Origin of the sequence: Permianibacter fluminis, assembly GCF_013179735.1 — a bacterium.
In the GTDB taxonomy this organism is placed as follows: Bacteria; Pseudomonadota; Gammaproteobacteria; order Enterobacterales; family Permianibacteraceae; genus Permianibacter; species Permianibacter fluminis.
In genome coordinates this window covers 3394685-3414483 of sequence record NZ_JABMEG010000001.1, presented here as the reverse complement: position 1 = coordinate 3414483, position 19799 = coordinate 3394685, and the positions used below count along the sequence as shown (strand labels likewise).

19 protein-coding genes and 1 tRNA gene are annotated in these 19799 nt (G+C 58.3%); 17 read left to right on the top strand and 3 right to left on the bottom strand.

Annotated features, from left to right (window positions below):
• Positions 1-14: 14 nt before the first annotated feature.
• Both HPT27_RS14970 and HPT27_RS14965 read right to left on the bottom strand, forming a co-directional pair.
• Positions 15-500 (bottom strand): peroxiredoxin, encoded by a 486-nt coding sequence (locus tag HPT27_RS14970; RefSeq protein ID WP_172244850.1) that lies wholly within the window; start codon positions 498-500, stop codon positions 15-17.
• 172 nt (positions 501-672) lie between these two features.
• Positions 673-1203, bottom strand: coding sequence for a glycine cleavage system protein R (locus tag HPT27_RS14965; RefSeq protein ID WP_172244849.1), 531 nt, complete (start codon positions 1201-1203; stop codon positions 673-675).
• 173 nt (positions 1204-1376) lie between these two features.
• Between HPT27_RS14965 and dapA the strand changes: the two genes are divergently transcribed.
• The 5 genes from dapA to HPT27_RS14940 all read left to right on the top strand — a co-directional run bounded on the left by dapA (position 1377) and on the right by HPT27_RS14940 (position 5175).
• Positions 1377-2261, top strand: a complete 885-nt coding sequence (gene dapA / locus HPT27_RS14960; RefSeq protein WP_172244848.1) for a 4-hydroxy-tetrahydrodipicolinate synthase — start codon at positions 1377-1379, stop codon at positions 2259-2261.
• Positions 2262-3383, top strand: coding sequence for an outer membrane protein assembly factor BamC (bamC, locus tag HPT27_RS14955; protein ID WP_172244847.1), 1122 nt, complete (start codon positions 2262-2264; stop codon positions 3381-3383). It begins immediately after the preceding gene.
• A gap of 12 nt (positions 3384-3395) precedes the next feature.
• On the top strand, positions 3396-4157 hold the full coding sequence (locus HPT27_RS14950) for an MBL fold metallo-hydrolase (RefSeq protein WP_172244845.1): 762 nt from the start codon (positions 3396-3398) through the stop codon (positions 4155-4157).
• Positions 4158-4205: 48 nt separating this feature from the next.
• Positions 4206-4919, top strand: a complete 714-nt coding sequence (gene purC / locus HPT27_RS14945; RefSeq protein ID WP_172244843.1) for a phosphoribosylaminoimidazolesuccinocarboxamide synthase — start codon at positions 4206-4208, stop codon at positions 4917-4919.
• Between the two features lie 166 nt (positions 4920-5085).
• Positions 5086-5175, top strand: a tRNA-Ser gene (locus HPT27_RS14940).
• 572 nt (positions 5176-5747) lie between these two features.
• On the opposite strand, the gene HPT27_RS14935 is transcribed toward HPT27_RS14940, so the two are convergent.
• Positions 5748-6008, bottom strand: coding sequence for a hypothetical protein (locus HPT27_RS14935; protein WP_172244841.1), 261 nt, complete (start codon positions 6006-6008; stop codon positions 5748-5750).
• 168 nt (positions 6009-6176) lie between these two features.
• Between HPT27_RS14935 and HPT27_RS14930 the strand changes: the two genes are divergently transcribed.
• From HPT27_RS14930 to HPT27_RS14875, 12 genes are all read left to right on the top strand, one after another.
• On the top strand, positions 6177-6746 hold the full coding sequence (locus HPT27_RS14930) for a DUF4255 domain-containing protein (RefSeq protein ID WP_172244839.1): 570 nt from the start codon (positions 6177-6179) through the stop codon (positions 6744-6746).
• Positions 6743-7759 carry a hypothetical protein gene (locus HPT27_RS14925; RefSeq protein WP_172244837.1) on the top strand — a complete coding sequence of 339 codons (1017 nt, stop codon included), beginning with the start codon at positions 6743-6745 and terminating at the stop codon, positions 7757-7759. The genes HPT27_RS14930 and HPT27_RS14925 overlap by 4 nt, the downstream gene beginning before the upstream one ends.
• Before the next feature lie 177 nt (positions 7760-7936).
• Positions 7937-9349, top strand: a complete 1413-nt coding sequence (locus HPT27_RS14920; RefSeq protein ID WP_172244835.1) for a phage tail sheath family protein — start codon at positions 7937-7939, stop codon at positions 9347-9349.
• Between the two features lie 93 nt (positions 9350-9442).
• Positions 9443-9877, top strand: a complete 435-nt coding sequence (locus HPT27_RS14915; RefSeq protein WP_172244833.1) for a phage tail protein — start codon at positions 9443-9445, stop codon at positions 9875-9877.
• A 17-nt stretch (positions 9878-9894) separates the two neighbouring features.
• On the top strand, positions 9895-10341 hold the full coding sequence (locus HPT27_RS14910) for a phage tail protein (RefSeq protein WP_172244831.1): 447 nt from the start codon (positions 9895-9897) through the stop codon (positions 10339-10341).
• A 114-nt stretch (positions 10342-10455) separates the two neighbouring features.
• Entirely contained in the window at positions 10456-10617 is a 162-nt protein-coding gene (locus tag HPT27_RS14905) for a DUF5908 family protein (RefSeq protein ID WP_172244829.1), read from the top strand.
• Between the two features lie 3 nt (positions 10618-10620).
• Positions 10621-11307: a LysM peptidoglycan-binding domain-containing protein gene (locus tag HPT27_RS14900; protein ID WP_172244827.1), complete on the top strand. Its 687-nt coding sequence runs from the start codon at positions 10621-10623 to the stop codon at positions 11305-11307.
• 33 nt (positions 11308-11340) lie between these two features.
• Positions 11341-13083: a type VI secretion system tip protein VgrG gene (gene vgrG / locus HPT27_RS14895; protein WP_172244825.1), complete on the top strand. Its 1743-nt coding sequence runs from the start codon at positions 11341-11343 to the stop codon at positions 13081-13083.
• A 133-nt stretch (positions 13084-13216) separates the two neighbouring features.
• Complete coding sequence (locus HPT27_RS14890) at positions 13217-13495, top strand: PAAR domain-containing protein (protein ID WP_172244823.1); 279 nt, start codon at positions 13217-13219, stop codon at positions 13493-13495.
• A 98-nt stretch (positions 13496-13593) separates the two neighbouring features.
• Entirely contained in the window at positions 13594-14025 is a 432-nt protein-coding gene (locus HPT27_RS14885; RefSeq protein WP_172244821.1) for a GPW/gp25 family protein, read from the top strand.
• Between the two features lie 110 nt (positions 14026-14135).
• On the top strand, positions 14136-17201 hold the full coding sequence (locus HPT27_RS14880) for a baseplate J/gp47 family protein (protein ID WP_172244819.1): 3066 nt from the start codon (positions 14136-14138) through the stop codon (positions 17199-17201).
• Positions 17202-17204: 3 nt separating this feature from the next.
• Complete coding sequence (locus HPT27_RS14875) at positions 17205-19787, top strand: YegP family protein (protein ID WP_211197980.1); 2583 nt, start codon at positions 17205-17207, stop codon at positions 19785-19787.
• Positions 19788-19799 lie beyond the last annotated feature (12 nt).

Below are 19799 nucleotides of genomic sequence, written 5' to 3'. Positions count from 1 at the left end.
TGCACCTGACGGGGTCAACCCTTGCTGAGCGCCGTGGCGGCGGCCAATACTTCTTCGACGTGACCGTCGACTTTGACCTTCCGCCATTCCTGCCGCAGCACGCCGGCTTTGTCGATCAGGAAAGTGCTGCGCTCAACGCCCATCACTTTCTTGCCGTACATGTTCTTTTCCTTGATGACATCGTATGCAATGCAGGCGGCTTCCTCCGAGTCGGACAACAAATCAAAGTCAAAACCCTCACGGGCCTTGAAGTTTTCATGAGAACGCAGACTGTCGCGGGAAATGCCAAGCACGACGGTGGCAATTTTGTCGAATTTTTTCTGGCTGTCGCGGAAGTTCTGACCTTCGAGCGTGCAGCCGGGGGTACTGTCTTTGGGATAGAAATAGAGGATGACTTGCTGGCCTTTCAGAGCAGAAAGGCGGATGGTTTTGTCGCCGGTTGCCGGCAGTTCGAAATCGGGTGCTTTTTTCCCAACAATGGGGCCCACAGCTGTGGCCATTCGCCTCTCCCTTGTTATTGACGCTTGCTGGCGTCACGTTGTTCACGGTGGAACAACGGTTAAACAAAGTGTGCCGCGCGGCTTGCTGCACGGCAAGCGCCGCGCTCACTAAATTTTATTGCTCGGCAATGACCTGATTTGCCGCGACTGATGTTTACATCAGCCGAGCCGATCAACCCTTGATGGGTTCCATGATGCCATCAAGGTTCAAGTCATCACACAGCAACTGGAATTGGTCGCGCAGGGCATTGATGTGGACTTCGCCCGGAACGTTCAATGCGATATTCAAAACAATCATGGCGGCACCGGTTTGTGGCGCCGCGTAGGTATTGGAATAAATATCCTGCAGGCTGACACCTTGGTCCAGAAAGAACTGGCTGATGTCGCGGAGAATGCCGGGATTGTCGAGCGCGACGATTTGCACGGAGTAGGGCAGGGCCTGTGCATTTGGTTCGCGACCATTGGTGCGGCGGATATGCACCGTCAATTGCAGGCGGTTGGTCAGTGCTGGCAACGCATGCTCGAATTTGGCCAGTGCGTTCCAGGTTCCGGCCAACAACAGCAGCATGGCGGTTTCACTGCCGAGCATGGTGATGCGGGCATCCAGGATATTGCAGTTGCAGTCGGCGGCCAGCCGGGCAATGTCGGTGGTCGCCGTCGGGGCGTAGGGTCCCAGCACACTGACAGCAAGCAAATTCTGCATGGCGGACCTTAATCAGATGTTGTTGGCAAGATGGCGCATATTTCCGGCGCTGACAAGCGTGCTTGTCAATAATCTTGCCCGGCGAGTACCATTGCCGCTCTTTTTTTGACCGGCCGGCACATGTTGTTCGGCCGCTTCGCGGTTTGATGTCGTTCCTCGATGGGTGGTTTTTGATGGGTGGTCTTTTGACGGGCAGCATCGTGGCGTTGGTCACGCCGATGTTTGACGATGGTTCGATTGACGAGCTGTCGCTGCGGCGTCTGGTCGATTGGCATGTCGAGCAGGGCACAAACGCCATTGTCGCGATGGGCACAACCGGTGAGTCAGCAACACTGACTGACGACGAATGGCTACGCGTTGTACAAATTGTGGTCGAACAGGCCGCTGCGCGGATTCCGGTCATTGCCGGCACCGGCAGCAGCAGCACGGCAAAAGCCATCAAGCTGACCCAGGCTGTCGAAAAATTCGCCATTGCCGCGACGCTGTGCGTGACCCCTTATTACAACCGTCCCAGCCAGGAAGGTTTGTATCAGCATTTCGCGGCCATTGCCGCTGCAGCGACCAAGCCCGTCTTGCTGTATAACGTGCCGGGGCGAACCGGTTGCGATCTGTTGCCGGAAACGGTTATCCGTCTGGCTAATGTGCCGCGTATCGCCGGCATCAAGGAAGCCACCGGCAAGCTGGATCGGTTACAAACCATCAAGGTGGCGGTGTCGGCGGATTTTCTGTTGCTGTCTGGCGATGATGCCTCCGCCTGCGATTTCATGTTGCAGGGCGGCAAAGGCGTCATCTCGGTGACCAGCAATGTCGCGCCGAAAGCGATGGCGGCGATGTGCAAGGCGGCCGTCGCCGGCGATGCCGCGCTGGCGCACAAATTGGATGCATCTTTGCAGGGCTTGCATGAAACCCTCTTCGTTGAACCCAGTCCAACCCCGGCCAAATGGGCGGTCGCACAGCTGCATGGCTGTTCGGCTCACCTCAGGCTGCCTTTGTTACCGCTGACCGCGGCCAATCAACCCCACGTGCGTGCCGCCATGACGGCCGCCGGAGTGCTTTGAATGAATGTTTTCGTCCGGGCCTTGCCCGTTGTCGCCGCGTTGGCCTTGTCCGGTTGCGGTTGGTTGTATGGCAAGAACGGTTTGATTCGCGATACCGAACACGATTACCTCGAAGCCCGGCAAACCGCGCCGCTGCAGATGCCGGCCAACCTGACCGGTTTCCAGGCCAAGGATCAATACCCGGTGCCGGAACTCGGCGCCAAAGGTGCGACCGGGCCAATGGGTGATGCGCTCGATGTCAATCCGCCGGCGTTGGTGTTGTCGTCGGGTGACGGCGTCAACGGCATTCAGGATGCAGCCGTGCCGCAGGCGCTGATCGTTGGCGACAACAGTTTGCTCTGGCAGCGCTTGAACGCCTTCCTCGACAGCAACCAGATTCCGGTGGAAAGCCGCGATGAAGCCACTGGCGAAATTTTGACCGGTTGGGTGCAGACCGAGGAAATCGGCTGGTTCCGCGACTGGGTGATGGGCGAGACCATCGAGTCCTATCGCTGGCAGTACCGGTTCAAGGTGCAGCCGGGTGAGCGGCCGAACGAGCGGCTGGTCATTGCCGAAGCGGTCCGCGCTGAAGCCTATGACGAGGATTCCGATTGGCAGCCGCAGACCCCGACCCGGCGCAACAGCGTCGACATGCTGAACCAATTCCTCGGTTACTACGATGACGCCCAGAGCCAGGCTGCCCGCGAGCGGGTACTGGCGGCGCGCGCTGGCATCACGGTCGAACTGTGGCAGAACGATGCCGGCCAGACTGGTCTGCTGGCGCAGTCGCCGCTCGACAACACTTGGGATGCGACCCCGGCCGTGCTGGGCCGGCTTGGCTTTGTTCAGGAAGACAAGGACACCACCAAGCATCTGTATTACTTCAAGCTTGAAGAAAGTGACGAAGGCGGTTTCTGGGACTGGCTGTTTGGCGATGATCGCGACGATCAGGTCCGGCTGGAACTGGAGCAGGGCGAATACCTGGTCCAATTGAGCCCGGTCGGTGATCGCACCGGCTTGCTGTTCAGCAAGGCCGATGGCGATGTCCTCGATGCCGCGACGCTGACCAAGCTGTTCCCGGTCTTGTCCGACGCTTTCGCCGAACGCCGTCAGCATGTGCTGCTGGATGCGCCGCGGCGGTAAACGGGGTTCCGGATGCGCCTCGCCTGTCTGGGCAGTGGCAGCAAGGGCAATGGCCTGCTGGTTGCCGACGGTGACCAGCAGCTGCTGATCGATTGCGGCTTTACGCTCGCGGAAACGGAAAGCCGGCTGGCCCGGCTTGGGGTAGTACCGGAAACGCTGACCGCGATTCTGGTGACCCACGAGCACAGCGATCACATCGGCGGCGTCGGTGCTCTGGCGCGCAAGTACAAGTTGCCGGTCTGGATGAGCCGGGGTAGCCATCTCGCCGGCCGCTGTGGCACAATCCGCGCCCTCAAATTTTTGTCTGCGGAAGAACCCGTCCTCTTCGGGAGGATCCGGGTTTTTCCTTTTTCGGTTCCGCACGACGCGCGCGAGCCTTTGCAGTTTGTGTTTGAAACGCCGGCCGCACGCTTTGCGCTGCTGACCGATGCCGGTTGCAGCACGCCGTTTCTGCTGCAGCAACTGGCCGCTTGTGATGCCCTGATGCTGGAATGCAATCACGACGAAGCCATGCTGCAAGGCGGTCGTTATCCGCCGGCGTTGAAGCGACGGGTCGGTGGTGCGTACGGCCACTTGAGCAATCGGCAGGCCGCCGATATTTTGCGCAACTGCGATTCCAGCCGCTTGCGCGTGCTGATTGCGGCGCATTTGAGCGAAGAGAACAATCGGCCGCAGTTGGCGCGAGCCGCGCTGGCTGAGGTCATCGGTTGGTCACCGGAACAGATTCAGGTGGCCGATCAACAAAACGGTTTTGATTGGCTGACGTTGGCGTAGCGTAATTGCACACACGCCACGTTTTTTTTTTAACCATTGGTGAACACCATGCAAAAGTTGCAGGAACTCTACCGCGGCAAGGCCAAGTCGGTTTACAGCTGTGAGCTGGCTGATCACGTGATCATGCATTACCGCAATGACACCTCGGCCTTTGATGGTCAGAAAGTGGCGCAGCTGGATCGCAAAGGTATGGTGAACAACAAGTTCAACGCCTTCATCATGACCAAGCTGGCGCAGGCAGGTATTCCCAGCCACTTTGTCAAATTGCTCAACGATACCGACAGCCTGGTCAAGAAACTGACCATGGTTCCGGTTGAGTGTGTGGTGCGCAACGTGGCTGCCGGTTCGATCACCCGCCGCCTCGGCGTTCAGGAAGGCATCGAGCTGAATCCGCCGACCTTCGAATTCTTTTTGAAGAATGACGAACTGCATGACCCGATGGTCAACGAATACCATATCCGTTCATTTGGCTGGGCCACCGACGCCGAAGTCGCCCGGATGAAAGAACTCACGTTCAAGGTCAACGACATCCTGAAAGCGATGTTCGAAGAAGCCGGCATGATTCTGGTCGATTACAAACTGGAATTTGGTCGTTTGAACGGCGAAATCGTGCTGGGCGACGAGTTCTCCCCGGACGGTTGCCGGTTGTGGGACAAAGCCACCCGCAAGAAGCTGGACAAGGATCGCTTCCGTCAGGGCTTGGGCGGTGTTGTCGAAGCCTACGAAGAAGTCGCGCAGCGCCTTGGCGTTACGCTGGACTGAGCAATAAGGGCTTTTCATTTTCGAAAAGTCTTAGCATAATGCGCGCCCCGGTCAGCCTGCTGACTGGGGCGCTGTCCGGTCAGGTGCCTGCCAAGGTGCCGTGGTTCAAGACCGGACGCACAGTGTGGTGTGCCGACCAGTACCGCATTGCCGAAGTACCCGTCACGGAGAGGTGGCAGAGTGGTCGAATGTACCTGACTCGAAATCAGGCGTAGGCTTACGCCTACCGTGGGTTCGAATCCCACCCTCTCCGCCATTTTCCGAAGTCTCTTCCTGTTCAGTTTTGCTCGTCGCTACCCGAAGTCACTGCGGGTGGGTGAGAAGCCACACGGGTTCGACAAAACGGCGGGAAAGCCGTTTTGTGCGGCGTAGCCGCCCGAAGGGTTGCGGCACAGGGCGTGCCGCAACAAATCCCACCCTCTCCGCCATTTTCCGAAGTCTCTTCTCATTTCGCCCTTTTCATGGCTACCCGACGTCTACGCGGCTGGTAGAGATACCATGCGGCGTCGACCCCGCTGGCCACTGTGGCGACGCACCAGTTATGTGCGCCAGCGAATTCATCTCCAACTGGTGCCGGCAGCTCCGCGGGTATCCCGATTTACCGACGCTTCAGCCCAATCAGCGCAGCGCTGTCGTCGCTGTTTTCTCATTGATTACCAACAATAAATTCGTGCGCATGGCATCTTGGTCACCGCTTTGCTTGCGCCATAAGTACCGCTGCAACACGGCATCAGTCTGTTAGCGGTAGCGCTGGTCGCCGTCGAGACTTCATCGACATTTCCTGTGAGCCAATCGCCATTCCGGCAAAAGCGGCTTGACGAACGTCAGTCACTGATCTTCAATGAAGCGGTCTTGATGTGCGCCGTCAGTTGTCAGGGATGCGATAGATTTGCCGGCGCGCTGCCTCATCCCTCGTGTTGTTTTCTCCCAGATGCTGTTCGTCAATGCGTTGATGCGCATTGGCGCGGGTATTTCTTGCTTTGCTTGGTTCGAGCTTGATGGCTGTTGCCATTGAGCAGCGGTAGCTTTGTCCGAAATTTTTGACGTCTCCGAAAAAAATCTGGCGGCGGCCACAATTTCGGCTGACATCTGAATTGGCTACCAAGCACAGCGCATGGCAAGAAAAGGTTCGCGCGAACGACGAGCTGTCAGCTTCGGGTCACTTCATTCAATTCGAAAACGCTGCCGATCGATCGGCAATAACGGTTGATACTGCAGCGGTTTTCATGGCGATGTGTCAACGAGGATGCAGCAAGGATGCTGGACGTCACCCTGAAGTTCTTGGCCAAGGAACTCAACACTTACCTGTTGCTGCGCACGGGCAGCAATTTTGGTGAGGTAGAGCTGTGTCAGCCGGTCGATGACAGCGGCAAATGGGCCATCAAGGAAGACGTTCTGGGTTTGTCGCTGATCAATATTGAAGAAGAGCGCATCTTGCGCTCGCAATTGCCGGAAACCACCTATCTGAACGGCCAGCATGTCGTGCTGCAGCCGCCGCTCAAACTGAACCTGCATGTGCTGTTCAGTGCCCGCTTCAAGCAATACGATCAGGCGCTGCGTCAGCTTTCACATGTCTTGACGTTTTTCCAGAGTCATCTGTTGTTTACACCGGATCACTATCCCGGGCTCGATCCCCGCATTGAAAAACTGACGCTGGAATTGCTGTCGCCGAGCTATGAGCAACTGAACCAGATCTGGGCTTTCATCGGCGGCAAACAGCTGCCTTCAGTGATCTATCGGCTGCGCATGGCGGTGCTGCAGGATGTCGAAACCTCGGCGATACAGCCGCCGCTGACTGAAATCAATACGGTCTTGCAGCAGCCATGAGCACTCGTTTTGATGTGCTGCTCAGTGTTGCGATTACGCACGACTACTACGGCGGCAACTGCCGCGATTTTGGTTTTGTGCTGCCCGAAGACAGCCAGGCCCTGTTGCGTCGTGGTCGGATGATGGGCAAGACGCTGAACGATACCTGGCACCTGCTGTACGAGCAGGACGGTCTTGGTGCGGCGGTGGCGCCGCAAATCGGCCAACGACTCCGTCTGGGCCTGCGTTTGACCAACCCGTACTTTGCCAATTTCACCGCCAATCCGCTGGCTGACAACGGCGAGGTGGTGGTGTACCGGAATACCGTGGCGGCGGGTGCGCTGGATGCGCCGGTGCGGATGGCGCTCGCTGGCGGCATCTATCGCCACGAGTTCAGCCGGTCCGAGCGACCGGTCACGCTGGTACTCACCGATCGCAATGCCGCCACACTGCGCAGCGAAACGGTCACGGCCGCCAATGATCGAACCGGCATGGCGCTGGATTTGCGCGGCCTGCTACCGGGCCCATACATGTTGGAAGAGCGGTTCCCGGGCAACCTGACGGTAACGCATCCACTCTATCTGGATCCGGAGTTGGCGCAGCAATCCGTAACCGCGTTGCTGGATCTCGAAATTGCCAGTGCGTTTTACGCGGCGCCCGCCGCCTTTGTCGTTGACTTCGATGCCCGCCAACAGACGCTCAGTTTCTATCTGGTCGTGCGCAACTACAGCAATGCGGAGTTTAGCCAGTTGGTGGTCACCGATCAGGGGTTCGCTGAAGACAGTCGCGCGCCAATCAATTTTCAACGCATCGCGGCTGCCGATTTCGGCGCCGATGAGCTGCCGGTCAACTTGCTGGCCCGGCACGGTGAGGCCGTGGTGCTGTTTCGCTCGCAACAGGCGTTGAGCCGACAGGTGACACCACGGCGCAAGCTGCAGCTGCGGCGCAATGGCGACGTGTTAATCGAGCATTTGCCGCAACCGGGGCCTGACAGTGCAACGGCAGACTTGATCGTGCATGTCAGCAAGCCCTAGCGGCTTTTCTGGCAGCAGTATCCGGCAGCAGTATCCGGCAACAACAGCGGCGGCAAGGGTGATGACGGGGTCAAATATCAGGCAGGGCAGTTGGCAGTAAGGCATGAGCAAGCCGTTGCTTGATGACGGCGCTTTGTAAGCAACGGAAACGCGTTTATCTATCAGAGGAGCCGAGCGATGGCCACCTATAAAACACCGAATGTCTATGTTGAAGAGATCCCGGTTTTCCCGCCCTCGGTGGCGGAGGTGGGGACTGCCATTCCGGCTTTCGTTGGCTACACCGAAAAAGCCAGCCGCAATACCGCAGATGATCTTCATATGAAGCCGACCAAGATCTACTCGCTGAAGGAGTTTGAGAGCCTGTACGGACTGCCGAAGGAGGAAACGATAGGCATCACGGTTGCTGATCTGGGTAACGGTGCCTATTCGGTTAGCAGTGTGGCGTTGCCTACCATTGCCTACCTGCTCTATTACAGCGTCAAGATGTATTTCGATAATGGCGGCAGTCAGTGCTATGTCGTGTCGGTTGGTTATTTCCAGACGCCAGCTGTGATCGATTTGACTGGCGATGGCACCCAGGCACCAGCGACCGGTTTTGGTTTGCAGGACGGCCTCGATGCCGTGGCGCTGGAAGACGAGCCGACCCTGTTGGTGATTCCGGAGGCAGTCAAGCTCAGTACCGCCGACTACACCTCGCTGGTTCAGGCAATGCTGGGTCAGTGCGACAAGCTGCGCGATCGCTTCTGCATCTTTGATATTCGCGATGGTGGCATCAGCCTCGATCCGGCCGGTTTGACTGCCAATCGCGGTTACTTTGGCAACAACCATCTCAAATATGGCGCCAGCTATTATCCGTTTATCAAATCGACCCTGAACTACTACATCAATGTGGGTGAAACCAATGTCGATGTCACGGTCGGCGTCAATGCGCCTGCTGATCTGGTCACCTTCAAGAGCAGCAACACCGCGCTGTACAACTTCGTCAAGACCGCCTTGAAGGATCACTTCATTGCGCTGCCGCCAAGCGGTGCGGTCGCTGGCGTCTATGCCGCGACTGACGCTAATCGCGGCGTCTGGAAAGCGCCGGCCAACGTCAGCCTGGTCAATGTCATTGAGCCGATGGTGCGGCTGGACAATCTCAAGCAGGACGATCTGAACGTCGATGCCACCACTGGCAAGTCGATCAACGCCATTCGCGCGTTTGCCGGAAAAGGCACCTTGGTCTGGGGTGCGCGCACGCTGGCCGGTAATGACAACGAATGGCGTTATGTGTCGGTGCGGCGGTTCTTCAACATGGTTGAGGAGTCGATCAAGAAATCGACCTACTGGGCTGTGTTCGAACCCAACGATGCCAATACCTGGGTCAAGGTCCGCGGCATGATCGAAAACTACCTGATCGACAAATGGCGAGAAGGCGCGCTGGCCGGGGCGACACCAAAGGATGCCTTCTTCGTCAAATGCGGCCTCGGTACCACGATGAACTCGCAGGACATTCTGGAAGGGCGGATGAACGTCGAAATCGGCATGGCGGTGGTGCGGCCGGCGGAATTCATCATCCTGAAGTTCTCGCACAAGTTGCAGACCTCGTGAGCTGGTGACGTTCAGGACCAATGAGGTCCAGAAGTAAATGACGTTCGGATTCAATAACGTTCAGGATTCAATGAAAACAGGAGGTTTTGCATCATGCCCACTCCCTATCCAATTCCGACTTTCCATTTCACCGTCGAATGGGGCGGCAAACGGGTTGGCTTTTCCGAAGTCGCCGGGTTGACCCAGGAAAATCAGGCTATCGAGTATCGCGATGGCTCGTTCCCTGAATACTCGTCGATCAAAATGCCGGGGCTGCGCAAGTTCAGCAATGTCACGCTCAAGCGCGGCATCATCAAAGGCGACAATGATTTTTTCAAATGGCTCAGCACGGTCAAGCTCAATACCGTGGAGCGACGCAATCTCGTCATCAGCCTGCTCAATGAAGAGCATCAGCCGGTGATGGTCTGGAAAATCATGAACGCTTTTCCGGTCAAGGTTGAAGGCCCGGCGTTGAAGGCGTCGGCCAATGAAGTCGCCATCGAATCGGTCGAGCTGGCCCATGAGGGGCTGGAACTGCAGAACGAATAGTCGGCGGAGCCCTGACGATGGCGATTTATTACCCGCCGGTCGGCTTTCACTTCAAGGTGGAAGTCGCAGGCATTCCGCCCGATGGCAATGATGTCCGGTTTTCGGAGATCAGCGGCTTGTCGGTCGAGCTCGCCACCGAAGAAGTGGCCGAGGGTGGCGAGAATCGCTTTGTCCAGAAATATCCAAACCGGGCCAAATATCCCGAGTTGGTGCTCAAGCGCGGGCTGCTGCTGAAGTCGGAAATCTGGAACTGGGTCCGTGACAACATTGAAAAAGACGTGCTGTCGCCGCGCAATATCGTCGTCAAGCTGCTCAATGAAAATCATGATCCCTTGCTGACCTGGACGGTTGTAAACGCCTTTCCCACCAAGTGGGCGGTCAGTGACCTGAATGCTAGCAGCAATGCCGTGGTGGTCGAGAGCCTGCAATTTTATTACCAGTACTTTACCCAGGACCGGGCCTAGTCGTGCCGCGGCCAATGGCTACAGCACGGCAGTCTGGTGGCAACGGGATATCGACGATTCGAGCTCCAGCTGCTCGTACGTCAGTTGCTGCAGACCGGCAAGGAGGAGAAGGCTATGCCCATCATCATTGATGAAGTGGTGATTTCGGTTGAAGTCAGCAATCAAGCCTCTGGCGGTGCCGCCAGTGGTGGCGATGCCACGGGTGACAAGCAGGCCATCATCAGCGAGTGCGTCGAGCGGGTGCTGGAAATTCTGGACCAGAAGGAAGAGCGCTGAGCCATGGCGGATTCTGGAGCGGCACGAGGCGAGCTGGAGAAAATCCGGATCAAGGCGTTTGAACAGCCGGATTGCAATGGCGACGTCATCGGCGAATTTGTTTCGTTCGTCAACCCGAACGAGATCACGCTGGCGTATGACATGGAATACGACAGCGCCCAGGGTTCCGGTACCACCAACAGCAAGATGAATTTCAAGAAGGTCAAACCCGGCGATATGTCGCTGACCTTTTTCATCGATGGCACTGGCGCGGCCGGCAAGGTCATTGATGTGCAGACTGAGGTCGAACGCTTTCAGACGGTGACCGGTTACAACGGCAATATTCACCGGCCCAATTATCTGAAAGTGGTGTGGGGCACCTTGCAAGTCAAACGCTGTGTGCTGAAGAGCGCATCGATTGCTTACAAGATGTTCAAGGCCAGCGGCGTGCCGCTGCGAGCGGTTATTACTGCGACTTTTACTGATGCTGTCGATGACCAGACCCGGGTTGCCCTTGCTCAGGATTCGTCACCGGACTTGACCCATGTCCGGCAAATCAAGGCAGGCGATACCTTGCCGATGCTGTGTTACCAAATTTATGGCGATCCGGGTTTGTTCCGGCAAGTCGCGGAAGCCAATGGCCTTGATCATTTCCGGGAGCTGAAGGCTGGCAGTCGGCTTTTTTTTCCGCCACTGGAGAAGCGCTCATGAAGTCCCGGAGCCAAGCTGTCCGGAGCCCGAATCATGGCTGACGCCCGGACCTTGCCGATCGCGGCGGAGCATCGCGAGTTCACGGTCAAAGCCAGCGGCACCGCAGTGGGCCGTGAGCATCAGTTGCTGGCGCTGTCGGTCGTAAAGGCGGTCAATACGATCAGTGCGCTACGTCTGGTTTATCAGGACGGCGCAGCATCGAGCAGTGATTTTCCGCTCAGCAATACCGATCTGTTTGCACCGGGCAAGGAGGTGGAGGTGCTGGCCGGCGCTGGCGGCGATCCGGTGTCGCTGTTCAAGGGCATTGTGATCAAACAGTCGTTGAAGGTACGTGAGCAAAGTTCGCCACAGCTGGTCATTGAGTGTCGGCACAAGGCCAGCACGCTGACCGTGGGCCGACGCAATGCCTGTTACTTTGATCAGAAAGACAGCGAAGTCATGGAAGCCCTGGCGACTGCCGCCGGGCTGACCGCCGAAGTCGAGGCCAGCAAGGTCAAGCACGAGCAGCTCGTGCAATACCGCAGCACAGATTGGGACTTTCTGCTGACTCGCGCCGAAGCCAACGGAAAGATGGTGCTGACCGACGCTGACAAGCTCATCGTGAAAGCAGCGGCAATGTCCGGCAGTCCAAAATGCAGTTTGCAGTTCGGCGCCACGGTATTGGAGTTCGATGCCGAGATTGACAGTCGTCGGCAATTTGCCGCGGTCAAGGGAATCAGTTGGGATCCGGCGACTCAGGCGTTGGTGCAATGCGACGGTGCAACGCCAACGGTACAAGGGCCAGGCAATTACAGCGAAGATTCATTGGCCGCCGTGATCGGTCTGGACCAGTTTGCCTTGCATCATGCCGCGCTGGCCGAGGATGAAGCTCAGGCCTGGGCCGATGCCCAGTGGCAGAAAGTGCAGATCAGCAAGGTCTGCGGCCGGATCAAATGCGAAGGCATCGGGACCGTGAATCCCGGTGATGTGGTGACGGTTGGCGGGGTCGGCGAGCGCTTCAACGGCAATGTGTTCGTCACCGGCGTTCGTCATGAGTTTGATTTGGTTCAGGGCTGGAAGACCCATCTGCAATTTGGTAGTCAGCAGCACTGGTTTGCCGAGCAGCACAACGTGTCGGCGCCGCAGGCGGGCGCGCTGTTGCCCAGTGTCAGCGGTTTGCAAATCGGCGTTGTCATCAGCAACGAAGACCCGGAAGGCGAGCACCGGGTCCGGGTGCGTTTGCCGATGGTGGATACCGATCAGGATGGCATTTGGGCAAGGGTGGCCAGCCTCGATGCTGGCAAGGAGCGCGGGTTTTTCTTTCGGCCGGAAATCGGCGATGAAGTCGTGCTGGGCTTTCTGGAAGATGATCCGCGCCGGGCAGTGATGCTCGGCATGCTGCACAGCAGTTCATTGCCGGCGCCGCTGGAAGGCAAGGACGACAACCATGAAAAGCTGTTCCAAAGCCGGGAAAAAATGAAGCTGTATTTCAATGACGAGAAAAAGATTCTGCAGTTGGAAACGCCGGCGGGGAACAAGTTGACGCTGGATGAGGACGAGAAAGTCATACGCCTTGCCGACCAGCACGGCAACAAGATCGAAATGACCGCTGACGGCATCAAGATTGAAAGCATCAAGGCGATTGAACTGAAAGCCGCCACCGATTGCAAGCTGGAGTCTGGCCTTGGCTTCAACGTCAAGGGCGGTACCGAGATGAAGCTGGAGGGCGCGGTCAGTGCCGAACTTTCCAGTGCCGCAACGACCACGATAAAGGGCGGCATCCTGCAGCTGAACTGAAGCAGGAAGGCGACCGTGAACGTCGCGTGAGCATCGCGTGGGCATCACGTGAACTCCGCGAAAAAAATGGCGAGCGCAAACCTTGCGCACAAATGGTGCAGCGATAAGCGCGACACAAACAGGAGTGCAGGCGATGCCGGCAGCGGTACGAGTGGGGGATGTGACAACGCATGGTGGCACCGTCATTGGTCCCGGTGTGCCGACCGTGCTGCTGGGCGGCATGCCCGCCGCCGTGCTCGGTGATATGCATGTGTGTGCGTTGCCGCCGAGTGGGCATCAGCCGACGGTCAGTCCGTTTCCGACCGGCAGCGCCACGGTTTTGATCGGTGGTCGGCCGGCGCTGCGCACGACGGATACCTGCATCTGCGGGGCAATGGCGGTGGTGGGTGCGCCGACCGTGATGATTGGCTGAAGGAAAGGCTTGATGTCAGCGAGCGTGACTGTGTTAGCCGGCAACAAGACCCACTTATCGTAAAGGACTGTCGAGCGCGAATCGTGGCCAATAAAGACATGACTTACCAATCCTTTCTCGGTACCGGCTGGAGCTTCCCGCCGACCTTTCATGCCGACAGTGGCGAAGTGGCGATGACGGTCGATGAGGCCGATATTGCCGCCAGCCTGCAGATCCTGTTTGGCACGATACGCGGTGAGCGCTTCCTGAATCCGAAGTACGGGTTGAATTTGCGTGAGCTGTTGTTCGAGCCACTCAGCACCACGATGACGACGTTCATCAAGGACAATATCCGCACCAATATCCTGATTTATGAACCGCGGATAACCGTACTGGCATTGGAACTGAACACCGCCCGGCAGAACGAAGGGCGCATCGAAGTGTTGCTGGAGTATTCGGTGCGGGCGACCAACTCGCGCTACAACTTGGTCTATCCGTTTTATATCAGCGACGGCAGTGAAGCCAAATTGCCGGTACCGCCATTGCTTTAGGCGCGATGCCGTCGGCAAAGAAAAGGGCAAGTGATTACTGTCGCATGTGGTCACACTCGAATGTGTTGAAACGGGATTGGCAAACAGCGTAAGGGAGCAGCGCAGCGTTCATGGCCGAGCAAAGCATCATTGACCGTCAGATCTTCGAACCGGGCCAGAGTCAGGATGAGCGGCTGCCGGCCGAGCTGGACGTGCACCATGCCGATGCTGACGAGCGCAGCCCTGAGGATCTGTATCGGTTTCTGCAACGGCTGGCGCCACACATCCGCTACTACCGCACGGACCCGAATGTTGCCGACGGTGACTGGAGTTCGTTCTTTGCCGCCAATGAAGCAACCATCCGGCAGTGGTTGCAACAACAGGATGGAGATGCGCCGGCGCATCTCGGTTTGCTGCTCAGCTTCCTGAAGCTCTATGGCCAACCACAGGCGCTGCTGAATCAGCTTACCGGTCGGCATCTGGCGTTTTTCTACCGCGACATTCTGCAATTTGCTGCCAAGCCGGCTCGTCCGGACGAGGTCCATGTCCTGCTTGAGTTGAAGAAGCAGAATGCCAAAGAGCGGCCGGAGCCGGTACTGATCGGCCCGGCGCAGGTGTTTTCTGCCGGCAAGGATGCCAGCAATGTCGAGCGGCTGTATGTGCCGACCGGCGACACGGTGATCAACCGTAGCCGGGTCGCTCGTCTGCAGTCGATATTTCGTGATGATCGCGGTCACGGCAGCATTCGCTTTGCGGCGGTCGCCAATTCGGCCGATGGTTTTGGCAGCGAGCTGCCGGAACAAGAACCGAAATGGCCGGCGTTTGGTCACGTCGCCCTGCCGGTCGGCAAAATCGGTTTTGCCGTGGCGTCACCTGTGCTGCGCATGGCGGAAGGGCAGCGGCATATCGACGTGCTGCTGACGCTGGCCGGGCTGCCTGCCAACAAGCCCAGCAGTGCGGTGCTGGGTAATGCGTTTGAACTGCATCTGACTGCCGACAAACGTTGGCTCGGGCCGCTTGCTTACAGCGCGTCATTTGTCAGCGGCAGTGTCTTGAAGTTGGCTATTGATCTGACTAGCACCGATCCGGCAGTGATCGACTATCGCGCCGAGGTGCACGGCAACAGTTTCGCGGCGACGGCGCCACTGCTGCAGGTACTGCTGAAACCCGCCAGCAGCAACGTTGGCTATGAAGATCTGGCAGCGCTGCAGGTGCAGCGCATTCAGGTTGCCGTGCAGGTCACTGGCATCAGCACGCTGGCGCTGGATGGCGACGCTGGCAAGCTCGACCCGAAAAAGGCTTTCATGCCATTTGGTCCGCAGCCCGTTGTCGGCACGCGCTTTGTCGTCGGTTGTCCCGAGGCATTCAGCAAGAAACTCAGTCAGTTGCAGTTGACCTTGCAATGGAAGGGCGCGCCGCAGTCGTTCAGCGCGCACTACCACGACTACAACGTCAGCGGCGTCAACAATGGCCGCTTTACCTGCGCGGCATCGTTTCACGATGGCGGCAGCTGGGATGCCAGCCAGAACGATGTCGATTTGTTCGGCAATGATGGCCGGACGGAAACGACCATGACGTTCCGTCCCGGCAGTCCGTCCACCACCAGCAGTCCGTCCGCTGCCGACAGCGTGTACGCGCTGAGCAATGCCGGCACGTTCTGGGCGGGACAATATGTGATGACCTCGCTGTGGCTGAACGCAACGCTGCAGTCGTATACGGCTGCGCCGCCGGCGGTGCAACCGGGCTCGTTGGTGCTGGCGCTGGAGCACGATTTTTTGCACGCCCAATACCGCACCCGGACCATTGAAGAGGCCTACAAATCCGGCAACAAAGTCGTGTTGAACGAACCGTATGCGCCGACCTTGCAATACCTGAAGCTGTCCTATCAGGCCAATACCGACGACGTCGCCATCGACAGCAACAGCCTGGCTGCCTATTCCCATCCGGACGTGCAGTTTTTCCACGTTGGCTGCTTCGGCACACTGCGCGAGCACCGCTATCAACGTGAGCAGCTGTCGTTTGTCAGCACCAAGCAGGTACCGCTGCTGCCGGCGTTTCCGTATCAGGGTGAGTTTCTGATTGGCATTGCCGATGCCCAAGCCGGCGACAGTGTCAGCCTGTTGTTTCAAGTGGCCGAAGGCAGCGCCGACCCGGAACTGCCGCGACAGCCGATCGACTGGCACGTGCTCTGCGACAACTATTGGAAACCGCTCGCCAGCAGCGAATTGGTGCTCGACACCAGCAATGCCTTGTTGACCAGCGGCATCGTTCGCGTCGTGCTGCCGGCAGGAGCGACTTACCAGAACAGCTGGCTGGCAACCGATCACATCTGGCTGCGGGCGGCCGTGCGCGAGCAGGTGAGCGCAGTGTCCGAGCTGCTGCAAGTCGCCAGCAATGCCGTGACGGTGCAATTTGCCGATCAAGGCAATGATCCGGCGCATCTGCTGACCGCGCTGCCGGCAAAGCAGATCGTCAAACTGAAAACGCCGGTCGCCGGCATCAAATCAGTCACCCAGCCATTTGCCTCGTTCGGTGGTCGGGCCGAGGAGTCGGACCCCGCCCTGCATCGGCGCGCCGCCGAACGCCTGCGGCACAAGCAGCGCGCGATCACCGCCTGGGATCACGAACGACTGGTGCTGGAACAATTTCCGTCGGTGCATCGGGTCAAATGCATTCCGCACGCGAAGCCCGGCGCCTGGCTGGCACCGGGCAATCTGCTGGTCATCGTGGTGCCGGATTTGCGCCAGCGCAATGGTCGTGACCCGCTGCAGCCCAAAGTGGATGCCAATACGTTGGCTGAGATTCAGGCCTACCTGCAGCAGCACAGTGCCATGCAGATCAATCTTCAGGTGCGTAACCCGCGTTACCAGAAATTGCGGCTGGACTTTGCTGTGCAATTTCGCACCGGCTACGAGTTCAATTTCTACAGTGGCCAGCTCAATCAAGCATTGCTGTCGCTGCTGTCACCATGGGCATTCGATGCCAGTCGGCCTTTGCAGTTTGGCGGCCGTGTCTACAAATCGGTGCTGCTCGATTTTGTCGAGGAGCTGCCCTATGTCGATTACGTCAGTGATTTCAAACTGTTCAGCTGGGCCGGGGAGACGCCAGCGCTGACCGACCGCAATGAAGTTTTCCCCGAGAGCCCGGACAGCATCCTGGTGTCCGATGCCAGCCATCACATTGTCGGGATGGGCTGAATCATGCTGAATCAGTTGAGCATCAGCAAACAGCCGCCGACGGAGATCGGACTGCATCAAGGCGGTCTGTATGCGCTGGGCCTGAAGTATGTACAGGAACTGTCGCGCCGGGTCTGGACCGATTACAACATCCATGATCCGGGCATCACCATTCTGGAGCTGCTGAGCTACGCGCTGACCGATCTCGGTTACCGGACCACGTTTCCGATTCAGGATCTGCTCGCCACCGAGACCGACAACGCCGCCAACATGGCCGGTCAGTTTTTCACGGCGCGCCAGCTGCTGCCCAACCGGCCGTTGACCGAAGCGGATTATCGCAAGCTGCTGATTGATTTGCCGGGCGTCAAGAACGCCTGGTTGAAGCCGCACGCGCTGCAGTATTTCGCCGACACCGTCACTGGCACGCTGCTCGCGGCAGATTCCGGCGAACCCGGTGTTCGGCCGGTGCCGATTCATGGCCTGTACGATGTGCTGATCGATGCCATGGACGATGTCAACACGCAGGCAGAGCGTGACGCCGTGACAGAACAGGTGCGCGCCACGCTGTTGGCCAACCGTGGTCTGGCGGAAGATTTTGTCAGCATCGGCTTTGTCGGCAGTCAGACGTTTTTGCTATGCGCCGAACTGGAATTGACCCCCGATGCCGATGTCGCCCGCGTTCAGGCCGACATTCTCTTTCAGGTTCAACAGTATCTGGCGCCGCCGGTTTACAACTACACGCTGGCCGAAATGTTGGCAAAGAAAAAAGCCGATGGCAGCCATTACCGTGCCGACGAAATCTTCGAAGGCCCAGCGCTCGATTGCGGCTTCATTGCTGACGACGAGCTGGCGTCCGCCCGGTTGCGGCAGGAAATTCGGCTGTCCGATGTCATCAGCATCATCATGGATATCGCTGGCGTTGTTGCGGTGCGCGATATCGTGATCAATCCGGCCGGCGCCAGCTCGGTGCCGAACAAATGGTCGGTGCCGGTGATGGCGGACCGCAAAGCCTTGCTGGATATCGAGCAATCGCGGCTGGTGTTCTACAAACGCCATATGCCAGTCACGGCGGCATCGGCGCGCGTGGCCGAGCAGCTGGCGGCATTGCAAGCCGCCGAACGGGCGCGGCTGGAAACGCCGGTCGCCTATGATTTTCCAATTCCACTCGGCCGGTTTCGTCAGCCCGCGCAGTATCGGTCGTTCCAGCGCGATTTTCCGGCAGTGTACGGACTGGGCGATGAGGGGCTCGATAGCGATGCCGGTGCCGAGCGGCAGGTGCAGGCCAAGCAGCTGAAAGCCTATCTGCTGTTTTTTGATCAACTGATGGCCGACTATCTAGCGCAGCTCGCCCACGCCCGCGATCTGCTTTCTACCGAGCCCACTTTGCTGCGCAGCTATTTCTATCAGGCGGTCGGCGAGGCGGGTGCGTTCGCCGACATCTACGCCGACGCCGACATGGTCGCGATGATCGAAAGCGAAGTGGAAGACCCGTCAGTGCTGGTCGAACGCCGCAACCGGTTTCTCGATCATTTGATCAGCCGCTTTGCCGAGCGCTTTCACGAATACGCCGCCATTATGAGCAGCAATCTCGGTTCGACCGCAGAAACGTTGGTCGCCGACAAGTGCGCGTTCCTGCGCGAGTATCCGGTCATCAGCGGCGAGCGGGCACTGGCCTACAACTACGGCCTCGACACTCCGACGGACATCTGGAACAGCGATAATGTGGCCGGTCTGGAAAAGCGCATTGCCCGATTGCTCGGCATCCGCAATTACAGTCGGCGCAACCTCAGCGAAGTGGCCTATGACATCTACGCCGAGCTCGATACCACACCGGACAACGAATTCAGGTTTCGGGTCCGGCACCGGATCACCGGCAAGATCATCCTGTCCGGCAGCACCAAGTACCTGACGCCGGACGCGGCGCGGGCGGAAATGCAGCGGGCGATTGAGTTCGCCCAGACGCCAGCCGGCTACGAGCGCAAACTCAGCGTCGACAACAAGCACTATTTCAACATCATCGATGACACCGGCGAAGTGCTGGCGCGCCGGATTGAATATTTTGATACCGAAGCGGCGATGAATACCGCCATCGACGAGCTGCTGCTGTATCTGCAAACGCACTACAGCGAAGAAGGCATGTATCTCATCGAAAGCATCCTGTTGCGGCCACAGGCGGCCGATGAACCGTTCCTGCCGATCTGTGTCGACCCCAATTGCGCGGATTGTTCTGACGACGATCCGTATTCGTGGCGGCTGCATGTCATTTTGCCCGCGCATGCCGGTCGCTTCGCCAACATGGATTTCCGACGTTTTGCCGAAGAGGTCATCCGCCAGGAAATGCCGGCGCATGTGCTGGCGAAAATCTGCTGGGTCAGCCGCGATGACATGGCGGCATTTGAAACTCGCTACAAAGCCTGGCTGGAGTGGCAGGCTGGCGTGGGTACAGGCGACCGGCAAGTCGTGCTGCAGGATTTCATTGCAGAGCTCTACCAGCTCAAGAATGTCTACCCGAGCACGCGGCTGCATGAGTGTGGCGACGGTGACGAGCAGATCAAGTTCATTCTCGGTCGAACGGCGCTCGGCACGATACCCGATTCCGAGGTGTAGCGAACGCGTGAT

What these genes read in the sequence shown, in the direction of transcription:
- HPT27_RS14970 (WP_172244850.1), bottom strand. Translation starts at nt 500, where the DNA reads ATGGCCACAGCTGTGGGCCCCATTGTTGGGAAAAAAGCACCCGATTTC.
- HPT27_RS14965 (WP_172244849.1), bottom strand. Translation starts at nt 1,203, where the DNA reads ATGCAGAATTTGCTTGCTGTCAGTGTGCTGGGACCCTACGCCCCGACG.
- dapA (WP_172244848.1), top strand. Translation starts at nt 1,377, where the DNA reads ATGGGTGGTCTTTTGACGGGCAGCATCGTGGCGTTGGTCACGCCGATG.
- bamC (WP_172244847.1), top strand. Translation starts at nt 2,262, where the DNA reads ATGAATGTTTTCGTCCGGGCCTTGCCCGTTGTCGCCGCGTTGGCCTTG.
- HPT27_RS14950 (WP_172244845.1), top strand. Translation starts at nt 3,396, where the DNA reads ATGCGCCTCGCCTGTCTGGGCAGTGGCAGCAAGGGCAATGGCCTGCTG.
- purC (WP_172244843.1), top strand. Translation starts at nt 4,206, where the DNA reads ATGCAAAAGTTGCAGGAACTCTACCGCGGCAAGGCCAAGTCGGTTTAC.
- HPT27_RS14935 (WP_172244841.1), bottom strand. Translation starts at nt 6,008, where the DNA reads ATGTCAGCCGAAATTGTGGCCGCCGCCAGATTTTTTTCGGAGACGTCA.
- HPT27_RS14930 (WP_172244839.1), top strand. Translation starts at nt 6,177, where the DNA reads ATGCTGGACGTCACCCTGAAGTTCTTGGCCAAGGAACTCAACACTTAC.
- HPT27_RS14925 (WP_172244837.1), top strand. Translation starts at nt 6,743, where the DNA reads ATGAGCACTCGTTTTGATGTGCTGCTCAGTGTTGCGATTACGCACGAC.
- HPT27_RS14920 (WP_172244835.1), top strand. Translation starts at nt 7,937, where the DNA reads ATGGCCACCTATAAAACACCGAATGTCTATGTTGAAGAGATCCCGGTT.
- HPT27_RS14915 (WP_172244833.1), top strand. Translation starts at nt 9,443, where the DNA reads ATGCCCACTCCCTATCCAATTCCGACTTTCCATTTCACCGTCGAATGG.
- HPT27_RS14910 (WP_172244831.1), top strand. Translation starts at nt 9,895, where the DNA reads ATGGCGATTTATTACCCGCCGGTCGGCTTTCACTTCAAGGTGGAAGTC.
- HPT27_RS14905 (WP_172244829.1), top strand. Translation starts at nt 10,456, where the DNA reads ATGCCCATCATCATTGATGAAGTGGTGATTTCGGTTGAAGTCAGCAAT.
- HPT27_RS14900 (WP_172244827.1), top strand. Translation starts at nt 10,621, where the DNA reads ATGGCGGATTCTGGAGCGGCACGAGGCGAGCTGGAGAAAATCCGGATC.
- vgrG (WP_172244825.1), top strand. Translation starts at nt 11,341, where the DNA reads ATGGCTGACGCCCGGACCTTGCCGATCGCGGCGGAGCATCGCGAGTTC.
- HPT27_RS14890 (WP_172244823.1), top strand. Translation starts at nt 13,217, where the DNA reads ATGCCGGCAGCGGTACGAGTGGGGGATGTGACAACGCATGGTGGCACC.
- HPT27_RS14885 (WP_172244821.1), top strand. Translation starts at nt 13,594, where the DNA reads ATGACTTACCAATCCTTTCTCGGTACCGGCTGGAGCTTCCCGCCGACC.
- HPT27_RS14880 (WP_172244819.1), top strand. Translation starts at nt 14,136, where the DNA reads ATGGCCGAGCAAAGCATCATTGACCGTCAGATCTTCGAACCGGGCCAG.
- HPT27_RS14875 (WP_211197980.1), top strand. Translation starts at nt 17,205, where the DNA reads ATGCTGAATCAGTTGAGCATCAGCAAACAGCCGCCGACGGAGATCGGA.